At 66.0% G+C, this 15,749-nt stretch carries 12 protein-coding genes, 1 tRNA gene and 1 pseudogene; 5 read left to right on the forward strand and 9 right to left on the reverse strand.

The window, feature by feature from the left end:
- Positions 1-6: 6 nt before the first annotated feature.
- The 7 genes and pseudogenes from nusA to AC07YS_RS13935 form a co-directional block, all read right to left on the reverse strand.
- A complete protein-coding gene (gene nusA / locus AC07YS_RS13905; RefSeq protein WP_062479821.1) occupies positions 7-1,491 on the reverse strand; it encodes a transcription termination factor NusA in 1,485 nt (494 codons plus the stop codon).
- A 17-nt stretch (positions 1,492-1,508) separates the two neighbouring features.
- Positions 1,509-2,138 carry a ribosome maturation factor RimP gene (gene rimP, locus AC07YS_RS13910; RefSeq protein WP_095745389.1) on the reverse strand — a complete coding sequence of 210 codons (630 nt, stop codon included), beginning with the start codon at positions 2,136-2,138 and terminating at the stop codon, positions 1,509-1,511.
- A 187-nt stretch (positions 2,139-2,325) separates the two neighbouring features.
- Positions 2,326-3,499, reverse strand: a pseudogene (locus tag AC07YS_RS13915) (YbfB/YjiJ family MFS transporter).
- Positions 3,500-3,518: 19 nt separating this feature from the next.
- Positions 3,519-5,153 carry an ABC transporter ATP-binding protein gene (locus AC07YS_RS13920; RefSeq protein ID WP_495273992.1) on the reverse strand — a complete coding sequence of 545 codons (1,635 nt, stop codon included), beginning with the start codon at positions 5,151-5,153 and terminating at the stop codon, positions 3,519-3,521.
- Positions 5,154-5,158: 5 nt separating this feature from the next.
- On the reverse strand, positions 5,159-6,202 hold the full coding sequence (locus AC07YS_RS13925; protein WP_495269868.1) for an ABC transporter permease: 1,044 nt from the start codon (positions 6,200-6,202) through the stop codon (positions 5,159-5,161).
- Positions 6,195-7,208 (reverse strand): microcin C ABC transporter permease YejB, encoded by a 1,014-nt coding sequence (locus tag AC07YS_RS13930; RefSeq protein WP_062479827.1) that lies wholly within the window; start codon positions 7,206-7,208, stop codon positions 6,195-6,197. The genes AC07YS_RS13925 and AC07YS_RS13930 overlap by 8 nt, the downstream gene beginning before the upstream one ends.
- A 10-nt stretch (positions 7,209-7,218) precedes the next feature.
- The gene (locus tag AC07YS_RS13935; RefSeq protein ID WP_307588408.1) at positions 7,219-9,051 is read right to left on the reverse strand and encodes an extracellular solute-binding protein; all 1,833 of its coding nucleotides are present in this window, start codon (positions 9,049-9,051) and stop codon (positions 7,219-7,221) included.
- A gap of 37 nt (positions 9,052-9,088) precedes the next feature.
- Between AC07YS_RS13935 and fabI the strand changes: the two genes are divergently transcribed.
- Positions 9,089-9,871 carry an enoyl-ACP reductase FabI gene (gene fabI / locus AC07YS_RS13940; RefSeq protein WP_307635782.1) on the forward strand — a complete coding sequence of 261 codons (783 nt, stop codon included), beginning with the start codon at positions 9,089-9,091 and terminating at the stop codon, positions 9,869-9,871.
- A gap of 31 nt (positions 9,872-9,902) precedes the next feature.
- The gene (locus AC07YS_RS13945) at positions 9,903-10,751 is read left to right on the forward strand and encodes a DNA ligase (protein WP_495269867.1); all 849 of its coding nucleotides are present in this window, start codon (positions 9,903-9,905) and stop codon (positions 10,749-10,751) included.
- A 45-nt stretch (positions 10,752-10,796) separates the two neighbouring features.
- Here the strand turns inward: AC07YS_RS13945 and AC07YS_RS13950 are convergent, their stop codons facing one another.
- A complete protein-coding gene (locus AC07YS_RS13950) occupies positions 10,797-13,094 on the reverse strand; it encodes an arginine/lysine/ornithine decarboxylase (protein ID WP_062479834.1) in 2,298 nt (765 codons plus the stop codon).
- Positions 13,095-13,310: 216 nt separating this feature from the next.
- Here AC07YS_RS13950 and AC07YS_RS13955 point away from each other — a divergent pair, with 216 nt between their 5' ends.
- The 3 genes from AC07YS_RS13955 to AC07YS_RS13965 all read left to right on the forward strand — a co-directional run bounded on the left by AC07YS_RS13955 (position 13,311) and on the right by AC07YS_RS13965 (position 14,851).
- Positions 13,311-13,736, forward strand: a complete 426-nt coding sequence (locus AC07YS_RS13955) for an NfeD family protein (RefSeq protein ID WP_390343782.1) — start codon at positions 13,311-13,313, stop codon at positions 13,734-13,736.
- A 58-nt stretch (positions 13,737-13,794) separates the two neighbouring features.
- Positions 13,795-14,724 (forward strand): SPFH domain-containing protein, encoded by a 930-nt coding sequence (locus tag AC07YS_RS13960; RefSeq protein ID WP_093239542.1) that lies wholly within the window; start codon positions 13,795-13,797, stop codon positions 14,722-14,724.
- Between the two features lie 36 nt (positions 14,725-14,760).
- Positions 14,761-14,851, forward strand: a tRNA-Ser gene (locus AC07YS_RS13965).
- A gap of 115 nt (positions 14,852-14,966) precedes the next feature.
- Here the strand turns inward: AC07YS_RS13965 and AC07YS_RS13970 are convergent.
- On the reverse strand, positions 14,967-15,710 hold the full coding sequence (locus tag AC07YS_RS13970; RefSeq protein ID WP_495269866.1) for a GntR family transcriptional regulator: 744 nt from the start codon (positions 15,708-15,710) through the stop codon (positions 14,967-14,969).
- Between the last annotated feature and the right edge of the window lie 39 nt (positions 15,711-15,749).

Raw genomic sequence — 15,749 nt, forward strand, 5'->3', positions numbered from 1 at the left:
ATACCGTCACTCTTGGCCGGCGAACCAATGTTCGCGGGCTTTCAAGATGAGGGCTTTGGCGTCATCGGCGCTCAGGCCGGTGATTTCGGTGAGTTCATCGACCGCGAGGTCGGCCAGGTCGTCACGGGTGTTCACACCCGCTTCAGCCAGCTGCGGAATCAGGTCGGGATTGAGGCCTTCGAGGTCGCGCAGGTTCTGCGAGACGGTTTCGACACCTTCTTCCTTGGCGATTTCCATGGTCAGCAGCGCATCCTTTGCACGGGCGCGCAGCTCATTGATGGTGTCTTCGTCGAAGGCCTCGATCTCAAGCATCTCGGAGATCGGCACGTAGGCCACCTCCTCGAGGCTGTTGAAACCTTCCGAAATCAGGATGTCGGCGATTTCCTCGTCGACATCGAGCTTTTCCATGAAGAGCTTGCGGCTGGCATCGGTCTCGGTCGCCTGCTTCTGGGCCGACTCGTTCGCGTCCATGATGTTGATCTTCCAACCGGTGAGGTCGGAAGCCAGGCGCACGTTCTGGCCGCCGCGGCCGATGGCGATCGCGAGGTTTTCCTCGTCCACCACCACGTCCATGGCGTGTTTTTCTTCGTCGACCACGATCGACGAGACATTCGCCGGCGCCAAGGCGCCGATCACGAACTGGGCCGGATCTTCGCTCCACAGCACGATGTCCACGCGCTCGCCGGCGAGTTCGTTCGTGACGGCGTTGACGCGGGTGCCGCGCACGCCGACGCAGGTGCCGATCGGGTCGACACGCTTGTCGTGCGAGAGCACGGCGATCTTGGCGCGCGAACCGGGGTCGCGGGCGCAGCTCTTGATTTCGAGCAGGCCTTGTTCGATCTCGGGCACTTCCTGGCGGAACAGCTCGATCATGAACTCGGGGGCCGAGCGCGACAGGATGATCGGCGCGCCGCGCAGCGTCAGGTCGACCTCCATGATCATGGCCCGCACGCGGTCGCCATTGCGCAGGTTTTCCTTGGCGATCATTTCGCTGCGGCGCAGGCGGCCTTCGACGCGCCCGGCTTCCACGATGATGTCGCCCTTGTCCAGGCGCTTGACGGTGCCCACGAAGATCTTGTCGCCGCGCGACATGAAGTCGTTGAGCAGCATCTCGCGCTCGGCGTCGCGGATCTTCTGCAGGATCACCTGCTTGGCAGCCATGGCACCGATGCGCCCGATCGGCACCGAATCGACGGATTCCTCGATGTATTCGTCGACCTCGATGTCGGGCATCTCCTCACGAGCCTCGAAGAGCAGGATCTCCTGGTCGGGCAGTTGCAGGCCGGCTTCATCGGGAACGACGTGCCAGCGGCGGAAAGTCTCGTAGTCGCCGCTGTCGCGATCGACCGCCACGCGGATATCCACGTCACCCTGATGGAGCTTCTTGGTGGCTTGCGCCAGTGCGGATTCGACCGCGCCGAAGACCACGTCGCGCTCGACGTTCTTCTCGCGCGAGATCGCATCCACCAACATCAACATTTCGCGATTCATGCCACCACTCCTCTTGTTCAGTCCGGAACGTTCGTTCCGTCGTCAATATCCGAAAAACCCGGTTGGGTTTTGGCCTTGCGGCCCTTGAAATCCACAATCGGCGCGAGCCGCGCATCGCGCAGCTCGTCCAATACGAAGCCCAGCGCATGCAACGGTGCAGGCGCGCGCTTCTTGCTCACTTTTTGACCCGGCTTGGTCTCGGGCGCATCGCTCCAGACGATCTGCCAACCCGAACCGCCTTCAGCACGCTCCAGCGTGCCGCGAAACTTCTTGCGATTGGCCGACACCTGGCCCGCCGCGGCAGCACCCATGGGAGCCTTGAGGGTGATGTCGATCACCGCGCCCACGAATCGCTCGAAATCCTGTTCATTGCGCAAGGGGCGATCGATACCGGGCGAGGAGACCTCGAGCCGCTTGTAATCGACCGCATCGACTTCCAGCGCGAATTGCAGCTGGCGCGTGACCTTCTCGCAGTCTTCCACCGTCACGAAGGGTTCGGGCACGCCGGCCGCCACATCTTCAGAGGTGGGGGGCGTCCAGGGCAAATCAATCGTCACGCGCAGCAATCCACCGGCCGAGCGTTCGACCTCGACCAGGTCGTAGCCGAGACCGGCCACGGTTTGTTCTACTGTTTGCTGCAATGCCACGTGTTTGAAAGCGCCTTCTGAATCAATGCCCAAGCCGCAGCACCCGCCCACCACGGATGCCACGACGCCAAATAATTGCTGCTTGAGAATGCATAGACCAAAAAAAACGGGCGGTTGGTACCCGCCCGTTTGGTCGTGAGCCTCGAATTATATGCTATTCGCGTGCATAAATGAAGGACATCGGTATTCAGGCGGCCACAGGGCGCCGGTATTTCGACCAGACCACGGCAAACAGCACCGCGCCCAGGGCCAATGCGGCCGCCGCCACCAGCAAGGGCAGCTCGAAAGAACCGGTGCGCTGGGCCAATGGCGCCGCAAACAGCGGCCCGATGATCTGCCCCACCCCGTAGGACGCCGTGGCATAGCCGATCAGCCCGGCCGCGGCATTCCCGCGCAGCCGTCGGGCTTCCCGCATGGCGAAAAGCGTGATGGCGGTGAAAGGCATGCCGAGCAGCAGGCTGCCCAGCGCAAAACCCGCAATGGTCGGCCAAGCCACCGAAAAAACGACGCCGAGCGCCTGCAATGCATAAGCGGCGGCCAGCAGCAGCCGGTTGTCCCAATGCACCGGGGCACGGGCGCCGATCAATGCGCCCGGAATGATGGCCGCACCGAACAGCGGCCAGAAGAAATCCGGCCACGGCGATCCCGGCAGCGCCTGCCGGGCGATCACGGGCAGGAAGGTGGCGGTAATGATGTAACCAAAGCCTGCCAGCCCATAGAGCACGACCAGCCAGATCGCATCGCTGCGCGCTGACGCCGATCCCGAAGCACTACCCGCTGCAACAGCCGGGCTCGCCGTCATCGAACACCCGCCAGATCACAGCGATCAGCACCACGGCCAGCAACCCGAGACCGATCCAACCCGCCTCCGAACCCCAGCGGCCGAGCGCCCCGCCCAGCAGGCCGGTCATGGCGATCCCGATGCCCGGCCCCGTGTAGATCACGCCGGCCAGCGTGGGCGCGTTCGTCTCGGCCAGCCGGCGCAGCCCCCAGCCCGAGGCGAACACGAAGACCCAGGCGCTCATCACTCCGGCCGCCGCGCGCAGCACGCCCCAGCCGACGAAGCTGTGCAGCAGCCCCATGCCGACCAACAGGGCCGCCGTGGCCATCAGCCCGCCGCGCACCATGCTCGACGCTTTGATGCCGATGGCCGCGCAGCTGACCGCGCCGAAGAAATAGCCCAGGTAATTAAGAGACGCCAGCAAACCGCCGCCGGCCAGCTCGAGCTTTCCCTCGCTCAGCATGATGGGCAGCATGGGCGTGAAGGCGAAGCGCCCCAGGCCCATGGCCACCGCCAGCGTGACCATGCAGGCCAGTGCCGCGCGCCAGGCACCGCGCCGGTCGTGTCCGATATTCGACATTTCTACCCGTCTCCGTTTTTTATTCCAGCAGCGCCGCCGCCACCAGCTTCTGTGTGTAGGGATGCTCGGGGGCGTCGAGGACGCGCAGGGCTGGCCCGGATTCGAGGATCGCGCCGTCCTTCATCACGATGACCTGGTGCGCCATGGCGCGGATCACCTCGACGTCGTGCGTGATCAGGAGGTAGCTCAGCCCCCGCTCGCGCTGCAGCCGCTGCAGCAGGCCGAGCACCTGCTTCTGGATGGTCACGTCGAGCGCGCTGGTGGGCTCGTCGAGCACCAGCAGCCGTGGATCGACGATCAGCGCCCGGGCGATCGCCAGCCGCTGGCGCTGCCCGCCCGAAAACTCGTGCGGATAGCGGTCGAGCAGCGCGGGAAACTGCGCCTCGCCCAGCCCCACGTCGGCCAACGCCGTGAGCGCGCGCGCCCGACGGGCCGCGGCATCAAGCTCGGGCGCATGCACGCGCAGCCCCTCGCCCACGATCTGCTCGACCGTCATGCGCGGCGACAGCGACGAGAACGGGTCCTGGAACACCACCTGCATCGTGCGGCGCAGCGCCAGGTCGGAGGCGCGGTCCACCGCCCAGCCCTTCCCCATCACCTGCAATTCGCCCCGGTGCTTGAGCAGGCCGAGCGCGGCCAGCGCCAGCGTCGATTTGCCCGAGCCCGATTCGCCGACCACGCCCAGCGTTTCGCCCGGTGCGATCCGGAAATCGGCGCCTTGCACGGCGACGAACTCGCCCTTGCGGAACCAGCCCGCGAAGCCGGGACGCGACACCGGATAGCTCACGCGCAGCGCCCGGGCCTCCAGCACCGGCGGCGCCGCACCATCGGCAGCCGCCTCGGCCACGTCGCGCGCCGGATGGCTGTCGATCAGCTTGCGGGTGTAGGCATGCTGCGGCGCCTCGAACACCGTGCCCACCGGGCCATGCTCGACGATGTGGCCGCGCTCCATCACCGCCACGCGGTCGGCAAAACGGCGCACCAGGTTCAGGTCGTGGGTGATGAGCAGCACGGCCATGCCGTACTTGCGCTGCAGCTCGGCCAGCAGCTCGAGGATCTGCGCGCGCACCGTGACGTCGAGCGCGGTGGTCGGCTCATCGGCCAGCAGCAGGCGCGGCTTGCAGGCCAGGGCCATCGCGATCATGGCGCGCTGGCGCTGCCCGCCCGAGAGCTGGTGCGGGAACGCCCTCGCCCGCCGCGCCGGTTCGGGAATGCCGGTGTCGGCCAGCAGCTGCACGGCCGCTTCCTGCGCGGCGCGGGCCGACAGCCCTTCGTGCAACTCGAGCACCTCGGCGATCTGGTCGCCCACGGTGTACAGCGCATTGAGCGCGGTCATCGGCTCCTGGAAGATCATCGCGATCTCCTTGCCGCGGATGCCGCGCAGCTCGCGCTCCGGAATGGACAGCAGGTCGCGCGCACCGCGCCGTTCCTGCGACCCCGACAGGGTCGCCACCCCGTCAAGGTCGGCGTTCTGCACCAGCCGCAGCAGCGACAGCGCCGTGACCGTCTTGCCCGAGCCCGACTCGCCGACCAGCGCGAGTTTTTCGCCGGCCGCAATCTGCAGGTCGATGCCATGCACCACCGGCTTGCCGCCGAAGGCGACGCGCAGCCCCTTCACGTCGAGCAAGGGCTGGTTCTTCGTCGTGTCGCGCATCGTCGTCATTTGTCGGCCTTGCGGGGGTCGAGCGCATCGCGCAGCGCGTCGCCCATGAAGGTCAGCAGCATCAGCGTGACGACCAGCACGCAGAAGGTGGACAGCGAAATCCACCACGCATCGATGTTGCCCTTGCCCTGGCTCAGCAATTCGCCGAGCGAGGGCGTGCCGGGCGGAACGCCCAGTCCGAGAAAGTCGAGCGAAGTCAGTGCCAGGATGGCCGCGCTCATGCGGAACGGCAAGAAGGTGACGACCGGCACCATGCTGTTGGGCAGGATGTGGCGCCACATGATCTGCAGGTTGCCCACGCCGAGCGCGCGCGCGGCGCGCACGTAGTCCATCTGGCGGTTGCGCAGGAACTCGGCGCGCACGTAGTCCGACAGCCCCATCCAGCCGAACAGGCTCAGCAGGATCAGCAGCAGCGACACGCTCGGCGTGAAGATCGCGCTGAAGATGATCAGCAGGTACAGCTCGGGCATCGCGCTCCAGATCTCGATCAGGCGCTGGAAGGTCAGGTCGATCTTGCCGCCGAAGAAGCCCTGCACGGCGCCGGTCGCGATGCCCAGCACCACGCCGACCACCGTGAGCGCCAGCGCGAACAGCACGCTCACGCGAAAGCCGTAGATCAGCTGGGCCAGCAGGTCGCGCCCGCGTTCGTCGGTGCCCAGCAGGTTCGCGTGCGAGGGCGCGGCGGGGTTCGGCGGCTTCGAGAAATAGTTGAGCGTGGCCGGGCCGTAGCGGTTGGGCGCATACAGCGCCCAGTTGTCGCCCTGCGTGATGCGCTGCTCGATGAAGGGGTCGAGGTAGTCGGCCGGCGTTTCGAAGTCGCCGCCGAAGGTCTTCTCGGAATAGTCGCGCAGCACGGGGAAGTAGGTCCGGCCTTCGTAGCGCACCACCAGCGGCTTGTCGGTGGAGAGCACGTCCGCGAACAGGCTCAGCACCACCAGCGCCGAGAAGACGACCAGGCTCCAGAACCCCAGCGGGTTGCGGCGGAAACGGCGCCAGGCACGGCGCCCGGGGCTCACGGACACGGCGGCGGCTTCAGTCAAACTTCACCCTCGGATCGACCCAGACGTAGCAAAGATCGGAGATGAGCTTGGTCACCAGCCCGATCAGCGTGAACAGATAGAGCGTGCCCAGGAACACCGGGTAGTCGCGCCGCAGCACGCTCTCGTAGCTCAGCAGGCCCATGCCGTCGAGCGAGAACAGCGTCTCGATCAGCAGCGCGCCCGAGAAGAAGGCGCCGATGAAGGCGGTCGGAAAGCCCGTGATGATCGGGATCAGCGCATTGCGGAACACGTGCTTCCACAGCACCTGCCGCTCGGCCAGCCCCTTGGCGCGCGCCGTCAGCACGTACTGCTTGCGGATTTCCTCGAGGAAGGAGTTCTTGGTGAGCATCGCGGTGATCGCGAAGCTGCCCAGCACCATGGCCGTCACCGGCAAGGTGATGTGCCACAGGTAGTCGACGATGCGCGCACCCCAGCTCAGCGACTCCCAGTTCGGCGAGGTCAGCCCGCGCAGCGGGAACCACTGCAGCTGGCCGCCGAAGATCACCAGCAGCGCCACGCCCAGCACGAAGCCCGGAATGGCGTAGCCGACGAGCACCAGCAGCGTCGTGAAGAAGTCGAAGCGCGAGCCCGCGCGCACGGCCTTGGCCACCCCGAGCGGCACCGCGATCAGGTAGCTGATGAAGAAGGTCCACAGCCCCAGGCTGATCGACACCGGCAGCTTCTCCTTGATGAGCTGCCACACGTCCTTGCTCTGGAAGAAGCTCTTGCCCAGGTCGAAGCGGGCGAACTGCTTGAGCATCTGCCAGAAGCGCTCCGGGGCCGGCTTGTCGAAACCGTAGAGCGCCTTGATCTCGGCCACCTGCTTGGCGTCGAGCGTGCGGCCGGTGGGGCCGCCCGAGATGCGGTTTTCCTTGTTGGTGAGTTGCGAGAGCAGCTGCTCGGCCGGGCCGCCGGGCACGAACTGCACGATGGCGAAGTTGAGCAGCAGCACGCCGAACAGCGTGGGAACGATCAGCAGGAGGCGTCGGATCAGGTAGGCGGCCATGCGTGTTCTTCTACTTGACGCTCGGGTCGATCCACCACATCGTCAGCATCGCCGACCCCGCCAGCAGGCGTTGCGGCAAGGGCGCGTCCGGGCGACGCAGCTTTCGCTTGTGGGCAATGAAATACTGCTTGCCGTAGTACATCGGGGTCATGTAGTGCTGGTGGAGCAAGTAGCGGTCCAGCAGCCGCGCGGCCGCCGCGAGCGAGGCGCGGTCGTGGCTGTTGACGATCACCTCGACGATCTCGTCGACCACCGGGTCGCTGATGCCGCTCAGGTTCTGGCTGCCCTTCTCGCTCGCCGATTTCGAGCCGAAGTCGTCGTACAGCTCGTTGCCCGGGCTCGACGAGCCACCGACGAGGCTGATGGCCATGTCGAAATCGAAGTCGTCCAGCTTCTTCTTCAGCAGGCTCGGGTCGCGCAGGCGGTAGTCCAGCCGGATGCCCAGCTTGCCGAGGTTGCGCGCATACGGTGCGAGCACCACGCCCGAGCTGCGGTCGGCGATGTCGATGGTGATCACGAACGGCGTGCCGGCCTTGTCGCGCAGCGCGCCGTCGCGGTAGGTCCAGCCGGCCTCCTTGAGCAACTCCTGCGCCTTCACGAGATTGCGCCGCAGGCCTTCGGCGGTGTCGCCGCTGCTGTCGGGACGCGGCAGCTCGCCCTTGGTGTTGTCGAGGTAGCGTTGCCGGGTCTTGAGCTTGTCGATCAGCGCCTGCTCCTCGGGGCTGACCTCGGGCTGGGCCATGAGGTCGTCGCTGTTCTGGAAGTAGCTCTGGGTGCGCCCGCGGCGGCCATAGAACAGGTGGGCGTTGAGCCAGTCGAAGTCGAAGGCCAGCGCCAGCGCCCTGCGCACGCGCATGTCGGCGAAGCGGGGCTGCCGCAGGTTGGGCGCCAGGCCCTGCATGCCGGTGAAGCGGCGATGCGCGATCTCTTCCTTGACCAGCTCGCCGGAGTCGAAGCGGCGGCCCTTGTAGCGGCGCACCCACGCGATGATCGAGCGCTCTTCCATCGCGTCGAGCGCGCCGGCCTTGAGCGACTCTTCCTCGCCGAGCGAGTCCTTGAAATACTGGTACGACACCGTATCGTAGTTGAACATCCCCTTGCGCACCGGCAGGTTGGCGGCCCAGTAGTCCGGGCGCCGGCGGTAGGAGATGAACTTGCCGAAATCGACCCTGTCCACCACGTACGGCCCGCTCGCGATCGGCGCCTCGGTCACGATCTGGTCGAAGGGCTTGCCCTTGCCCCAGGCGCTGGAGAACACCGGCAGCCCGCCGATGATCATGTGCAGTTCGGCATTCTGGCGCACGAAGTCGAAGCGGATGGTGCGCTCGCCCGTCACCACGGCCTCCTTGATGTCGGCCCAGTACGAGCGGAAGGTTGGTCCGGCGGCCTTGCTGCGCAGGGTGTCGAAGGAGTACTTCACGTCTTTCGCCAACACCGGCGAGCCGTCGGAAAACCGCGCCTTGGGGTTCAGCCGGAACGTGACGCTCAAGCGGTCGGGCGCGAGCTGGATGTCTTCGGCCAGCAGGCCGTACTGCGAGAAGGGCTCGTCCTCGCTCGGCGTGGTCAGCGAGTCGAAGAGCAGGCCGTACTCGGAGAACACGAAGCCGTTGGCGCTGTAGCCCATGCCCACCGGGGGCACGCCGCGCAAGGTGAAGGGGTTGAGCTTGTCGAAGCTGCCGGCGGCCGACAGGGTCAGGTCGCCGCCCTTGGGCGCGTTGGGGTTCACGTAGTCGAAGTGCGTGAACGACGCCGGGTACTTGGGCTCGTAACCCATGCCCAGCCCGTGCGCCGCCCACGAGGGCAGCGCCAGGAGCGCCAACATCCAGAGCAGCCAACCTCGCATGCGAGAATTCTGCCCAAGATTTTCACGAGGCAACTTCATGGGCTTTCTTTCCGGCAAGAAACTGTTGATCACCGGTGTGTTGAGCAATCGCTCCATTGCATATGGCATTGCCAAGGCCTGTCACGACCAGGGCGCGGAACTCGCCTTCAGTTATGTCGGCGAGCGATTCAAGGACCGTATCACCGAATATGCCGCAGACTTCGGCTCGAAACTGATTTTCGACTGCGACGTGGGCGACGACGCGCAGATCGACAAGCTCTTCACCGACCTCGCCCAGACCTGGCCCACCTTCGACGGCTTCGTGCACAGCATCGGCTTCGCCACGCGCGAATCGATCGCCGGCGACTTCCTGGAAGGCCTCTCGCGCGAAGGCTTCAAGATCGCGCACGACATCAGTGCGTACAGTTTTCCGGCCATGGCCAAGGCGGCCCTGCCCTACCTCAACGACAAGTCGGCCCTGCTCACGCTGACCTACCTGGGCGCCGAACGCGCGCTGCCCAACTACAACACCATGGGCCTGGCCAAGGCCTCGCTCGAGGCGTCGGTGCGCTACACCGCCGCCTCGCTCGGCCCGAAGGGCATGCGCGTGAACGGCATCAGCGCCGGCCCCATCAAGACGCTCGCCGCCAGCGGCATCAAGAGCTTCAGCAAGATCCTCACGGCCGTGGCCGACGCCTCGCCGATCCGCCGCAACGTGACCATCGAAGAAGTCGGCAACGTGGCTGCCTTCCTGCTGAGCGACCTCGCCAGCGGCGTGACCGCCGAGATCACCTACGTGGACGGCGGCTTCAGCAACGTGGTCGGAGGCATGGCGGAGTAATTTCTCCTCTCGGCTCCCGGCGCCTGCCATCGTGTTGAACCGACGCACCCTCCTCCTGCTTGCGGGACTGGGCGCGGCCCTCCCCGGCCGTGCCGTGTTCGCACGCGCCGCCGCGCCCGCCCTGATGCTGGCCGAGGTGTACCGCCCTGGCATGTCGCTCGCGGGCTACTGGGTCAGCGAGAAGTTCGACGGCGTGCGCGGCTACTGGGACGGCCAGAAGCTCTGGACCCGCGGCGGCGAACCTGTCGTGGCGCCCATCTGGTTCACCGCCTCGTTGCCCAAGCAGCCGCTGGACGGCGAACTGTGGGCGGGGCGTGGCCGCTTCAACCACACGATGTCCACCGTGCGCAGCCAGACGCCCAACGACACCGCCTGGCAAGAAATCCGCTTCATGGTGTTCGACCTCCCGGCCCAGGGCGGCGACTTCAACACGCGCCTTGCAGTGTTGCGCAAGCTGCTGCCGATCACCGACGCGCCCTGGGTGGTGCCCGTGCCGCAGCAGCCCGCCACCACGCACGAGGACCTGCAGGCGCTGCTCGACAAGACCGTGAAGATGGGCGGCGAAGGCCTGATGCTGCACCGGGGCGCATCGATGTACCGCGGCGAGCGCAACAACGACCTGCTCAAGGTCAAGCCCTTCGAAGACGCCGAGGCCCGCGTGGTCGCGCACCTGCCCGGCAAGGGCAAGCACCACGGCCGGCTCGGCGCGCTGATGGTCGAGATGCCCGACGGCCAGCGCTTCCGGCTCGGCACCGGCCTGACCGACGCCGAGCGCGACCAGCCGCCGCCGATCGGCAGCCTGGTCACCTACCGCTACAACGGCACGCACCCGAGCGGGTTGCCGAAATTCGCCCGCTTCATGCGGATGCGCGAAGGCTAGCCCCGCCTTCGCAGACCGTGCCCCTCACCGGGGCACGTCCCTTTCTCAACTTGCCTGACGCACGCAGTCCGCGTAGTACCGCTTCTTGCCCGTCTCGTCGATGCGCGCCACCAGGCCGTGGATGTCGGTCTCGAAGCCCGGGCACTGCAGGTTGAACTCGCGCGAGAACTTCAGGTAGTCGACGATCTTCTTGTTGAACACCTCGCCCGGAATCAGCAGCGGAATGCCCGGCGGGTACGGCGTGATCAGGCTGGTGGTAATGCGGCCTTCGAGCTCGTCGATCTCCACGCGCTCGGTCTTGCGGTGCGCGATGTGGGCGAAGGCGTCGCTGGGCTTCATGGCCGGCGTCAGGTCGCTCAGGTACATCTCGGTCGTGAGGCGCGCCACGTCGTAGCGCGCGTACAGCTGGTGGATGTGCTGGCACAGGTCGCGCAGGCCCAGGCGCTCGTAGCCCGGGTGCTGCTGGCAGAACTCGGGCAGGATGCGCCACATCGGCTGGTTGCGCGCGTAGTCGTCCTTGAATTGCTGCAGCGCCGTGAGCAGCGTGTTCCAGCGGCCCTTGGTGATGCCGATGGTGAACATGATGAAGAAGCTGTACAGGCCCGTCTTCTCCACGATCACGCCGTGCTCGGCCAGGAACTTGGTCACCACGCTGGCGGGGATGCCGGTCTCGGCAAAATTGCCTTCCAGGTCCAGGCCCGGCGTGACGATGGTCGACTTGATCGGGTCGAGCATGTTGAAGCCGTCGGCCAGCTCGCCGAAGCCGTGCCAGTTGCGCGGCGACTTCTTGCTCTTGGGCTTGCCGTTCTTCTCGCCGTGCATGATCCAGTCTTCGGCGCGGCCAATGCCTTCGTCGACGAGCTTCTCGGGGCCCCAGACCTTGAACCACCACTCATCCTTGCCGAACTCTTCCTCGACCTTGCGCATGGCGCGGCGGAAATCGAGCGCTTCCAGGATGCTCTCCTCCACCAGCGCGGTGCCGCCGGGCGGCTCCATCATGGCGGCGGCCACGTCGCAGCTGGCGATGATCGCGTACTGCGGGCTGGTCGACGAGTGCATCAGGTAGGCCTCGTTGAAGAGGTCGCGGTCCAGCGCACGGTTCTGCGAGTCCTGCACCAGCACGTGGCTGGCCTGGCTGATGCCGGCCAGCAGCTTGTGCGTCGACTGCGTGGCGAACACCAGCGACTCCTTCGGGCGCACGCGGCGCTTGCCCATCGCGTGGTAGGCGCCGTAGAACGGGTGGAAGGCGGCGTGCGGCAGCCAGGCTTCATCGAAGTGCAAGGTGTCGACGTAGCCGTCGAGCATGTTCTTGATGGTCTCGGTGTTGTAGATCACGCCGTCGTAGGTCGACTGCGTGAGCGTCATCACGCGCGGCTTGACCTTGTTCGGATCGACGTCGGCCAGCAGCGGGTTGGCCTTGATCTTGGCCTTGATGGCGCTCTGCTCGAACTCGCTCTTCGGAATGGGGCCGATGATGCCGAAGTGGTTGCGCGTGGGCTTCATGAACACCGGAATCGCGCCGGTCATGATGATCGCGTGCAGGATCGACTTGTGGCAGTTGCGGTCGACCACCACCACGTCGTCGGGCGCCACCGTGTGGTGCCACACCATCTTGTTGCTGGTGCTGGTGCCGTTGGTCACGAAGAAGCAGTGGTCGGCATTGAAGATGCGCGCCGCATTGCGCTCGCTGGCCGCCACCGGGCCGGTGTGGTCGAGCAGCTGGCCCAGTTCTTCCACCGCGTTGCAGACGTCGGCGCGCAGCATGTTCTCGCCGAAGAACTGGTGGAACATCTGGCCCACAGGGCTCTTCAGGAACGCCACGCCGCCCGAGTGGCCCGGGCAGTGCCACGAGTACGAACCGTCTTCGGCGTAGTCGATCAGCGCCTTGAAGAACGGCGGCTGCACGCCTTCCAGGTAGCTCTTGGCCTCGCGGATGATGTGGCGCGCCACGAATTCGGGGGTGTCCTCGAACATGTGGATGAAGCCGTGCAGCTCGCGCAGGATGTCGTTCGGGATGTGGCGCGAGGTCTTGGTCTCGCCGTAGATGTAGATCGGCACGTCGGCGTTCTTGCGACGCACCTCGCCGATGAAGCTGCGCAGGCTCAGCACGGCCGGGTCGAGGTCGGGGCCGACCGAGAACTCTTCGTCGTCGATCGACAGGATGAAGGCGCTGGCGCGGCTTTGCTGCTGCGCGAACTGGCTCAGGTCGCCGTAGCTCGTGACGCCCAGCACCTCGAAGCCCTCACTTTCGAAGGCCTGCGCGAGCGCGCGGATGCCGAGGCCCGAAGTGTTTTCGGAGCGGAAGTCCTCGTCGATGATGACGATGGGAAAGCGAAATTTCATGAGCGGGGCTCCGGACAGGCAGTCAGACAGGCAATGAGCGAGGCGCGAAGTGTACGGAATTCGGATGACGGATTGCGTCGGGCGCCTGCAAGCCCCGTGGGGTGCGCCGGCCGGGACGGCCCCGGCGGGCGCCATATCCCTACGCGACACAGGCGCATGGCGCGCCATGCCGCAGAATGGCGAAGGTCCAAGTAACAAAAGAAGAGAGGAGTTGCCATGGGAAATCCCACCTTCTGGTGGTTGATCGCAGGCGCGGCCATCGTGGCCGAGTTGTTGTCCGGCACGGTGTACCTGCTGCTGCTGGCCGCCGGCTTCGCCGCCGCAGCCATCGCCGCGCACCTGGGCTTCAACCTCGTCACGCAGCTGCTGGTGGCCGCCGTGGTCGGCGTGGGCGCGGTCGTGACCTGGTACCTGATCCGCCGCAACCGCCCTGCCGAGCCCTCCAGCGAGGCCAACCGCGACCTCAACCTGGATATCGGCGAGAGCGTGTACGTCGATGCCTGGAACCCCGACGGCACCGCCACCGTGCGCTACCGCGGCTCGCAATGGACCGTCGTGCTGCGCGCGGGCCATGCGCCCTCCACCGGCGAACACCGCGTGGTCGAGGTGGTCGGCAGCCGCCTCGTGGTCGACAAGATCTAGCAGATCTAACAGTTCAATCGGTCAGTCAGAAAAACGCATTCGAAAAGGAAGCAACACCATGGAATTTTCAGTTCCTCTCATCATCCTGGTCATCGCGATCATCTTCATCAGCCAGTCGGTCAAGTTCGTGCCGCAGCAGAACGCATGGGTGCGCGAGCGCCTGGGCAAATACCACGGCACCATGACGCCCGGCCCGAACTTCCTGATCCCGTTCATCGACCGCGTGGCCTACAAGCACAGCCTGAAGGAAATCCCGCTCGACGTGCCCAGCCAGATCTGCATCACGCGCGACAACACGCAGCTGCAGGTCGACGGCATCCTGTACTTCCAGGTGACCGACCCGATGCGCGCCAGCTACGGCTCGTCGAACTACATCGTGGCAGTGACCCAGCTCGCACAGACCTCGCTGCGCAGCGTGATCGGCAAGCTCGAACTCGACAAGACCTTCGAGGAGCGCGACGTGATCAATGCCCAGGTCGTGGCCGCCATCGACGAGGCCGCGCTCAACTGGGGCGTGAAGGTGCTGCGCTACGAAATCAAGGACCTGACGCCGCCCAAGGAAATCCTCTTGGCCATGCAGGCGCAGATCACCGCCGAACGCGGCAAGCGCGCGCTCATCGCGGCCTCGGAAGGCCGACGCCAGGAACAGATCAACATCGCCACCGGCGAACGCGAAGCCTTCATTGCCCGCTCCGAGGGCGAGAAGCAGGCGCAGATCAACAACGCGCAAGGTGAAGCCGCTGCCATCACGGCCGTGGCCACCGCCACCGCAGACGCCATCGAGCGCGTGGCCGCCGCCATCCGCCAGCCGGGCGGCGAACAGGCCGTGCAGCTGAAGGTGGCCGAGCGCGCCGTCGATGCCTACGGCAAGGTGGCCGCCGACTCGAAGACCACGCTCATCGTGCCGAGCAACATGACCGAGACGGCCGCGCTGATCTCGTCGGCCATGCGCATGATCCAAACCGGTAAAAGCTCTGGCCCGACCTGAAAACGGCTGAAAACCCGCGCTACAATCGTGGGCTCAGGAGCGGTGGATGAGCGGTTTAAGTCGCACGCCTGGAAAGCGTGTGAGGGTTAATAGCCCTCCGCGGGTTCGAATCCCGCCTGCTCCGCCAAAACGATGCCCCAGCAGCTGCCAAGCTGCTGGGGCTTTTTGTTTGTTGGGCACCCGCAATGGGTCTGCCTGTGCCTTGCGGACATCGGGCATGCCGTTGCCCGACCTCCTCCGGTTCAGCTGAACACGCTTTCGAGATCGACCTCTTCCGCGCTGTCGTCCAGCTTCAGGCTCTGCTCGATGTGGTCGAGGTGATGCAGCATCAGCTTCTCGGCCCGCGCGGCGTCGCCGCGGTTCACGGCGGCGACGATTTCCTCGTGCTCGTCGGCGCGGCAGCTGGTGGCCGTCGGCGCGTCGTACAGCGAGATGATCAGGCAGGTCAGCACCGACAGCTCGCGCATCGAACGCGCCAGCGCCGAGTTGCCGGCCAGCTCGGCCAGCAGCACATGGAACTCGCCCGACAGCCGCACGATGGCGCGCTTGTCGTCGCGGCGCCGTGCGTCGGCCTCGAGTTCGATGTGGCGTTGCAGGCGCTCCCGCTTGGTGTCGTCGAGCGTGCGGATGAGGCGGCGCAGCACGCCGGGCTCGATGAGGCGGCGCGCCTCGAACACATCCTGCGCCTGCTCGATGGTGGGCTTGGCGACGAAGGCGCCGCGTTGCGGCACCAGCTCGACGATCTGTTCGTGCGCCAGCCGGGCCAGCACCTCGCGCACCTTGGCGCGGCTGGTCGCGAAGATCGTGGCCAGCCGGTCTTCGCCCAGCTTCGTGCCCGGCGCGAGACGGTGTTCCAGGATGGCGGCCGAGATCTTCTCGGCGATCTCGTCGACGCTGTGTTCGCGGGCAGGGGTGGCACCGGTCGTGCCGGTGGCGCCAGTCGCGCCGTTCGCGCTGGTCTTGCGGGCTGGGGCTTTGGTGGGCATCGGCGCCGATTCTATCGACGCCCCCTCGAGGCTGCAGAG

The organism is Variovorax sp. GW458-11-26-14-LB1 (assembly GCF_059423965.1).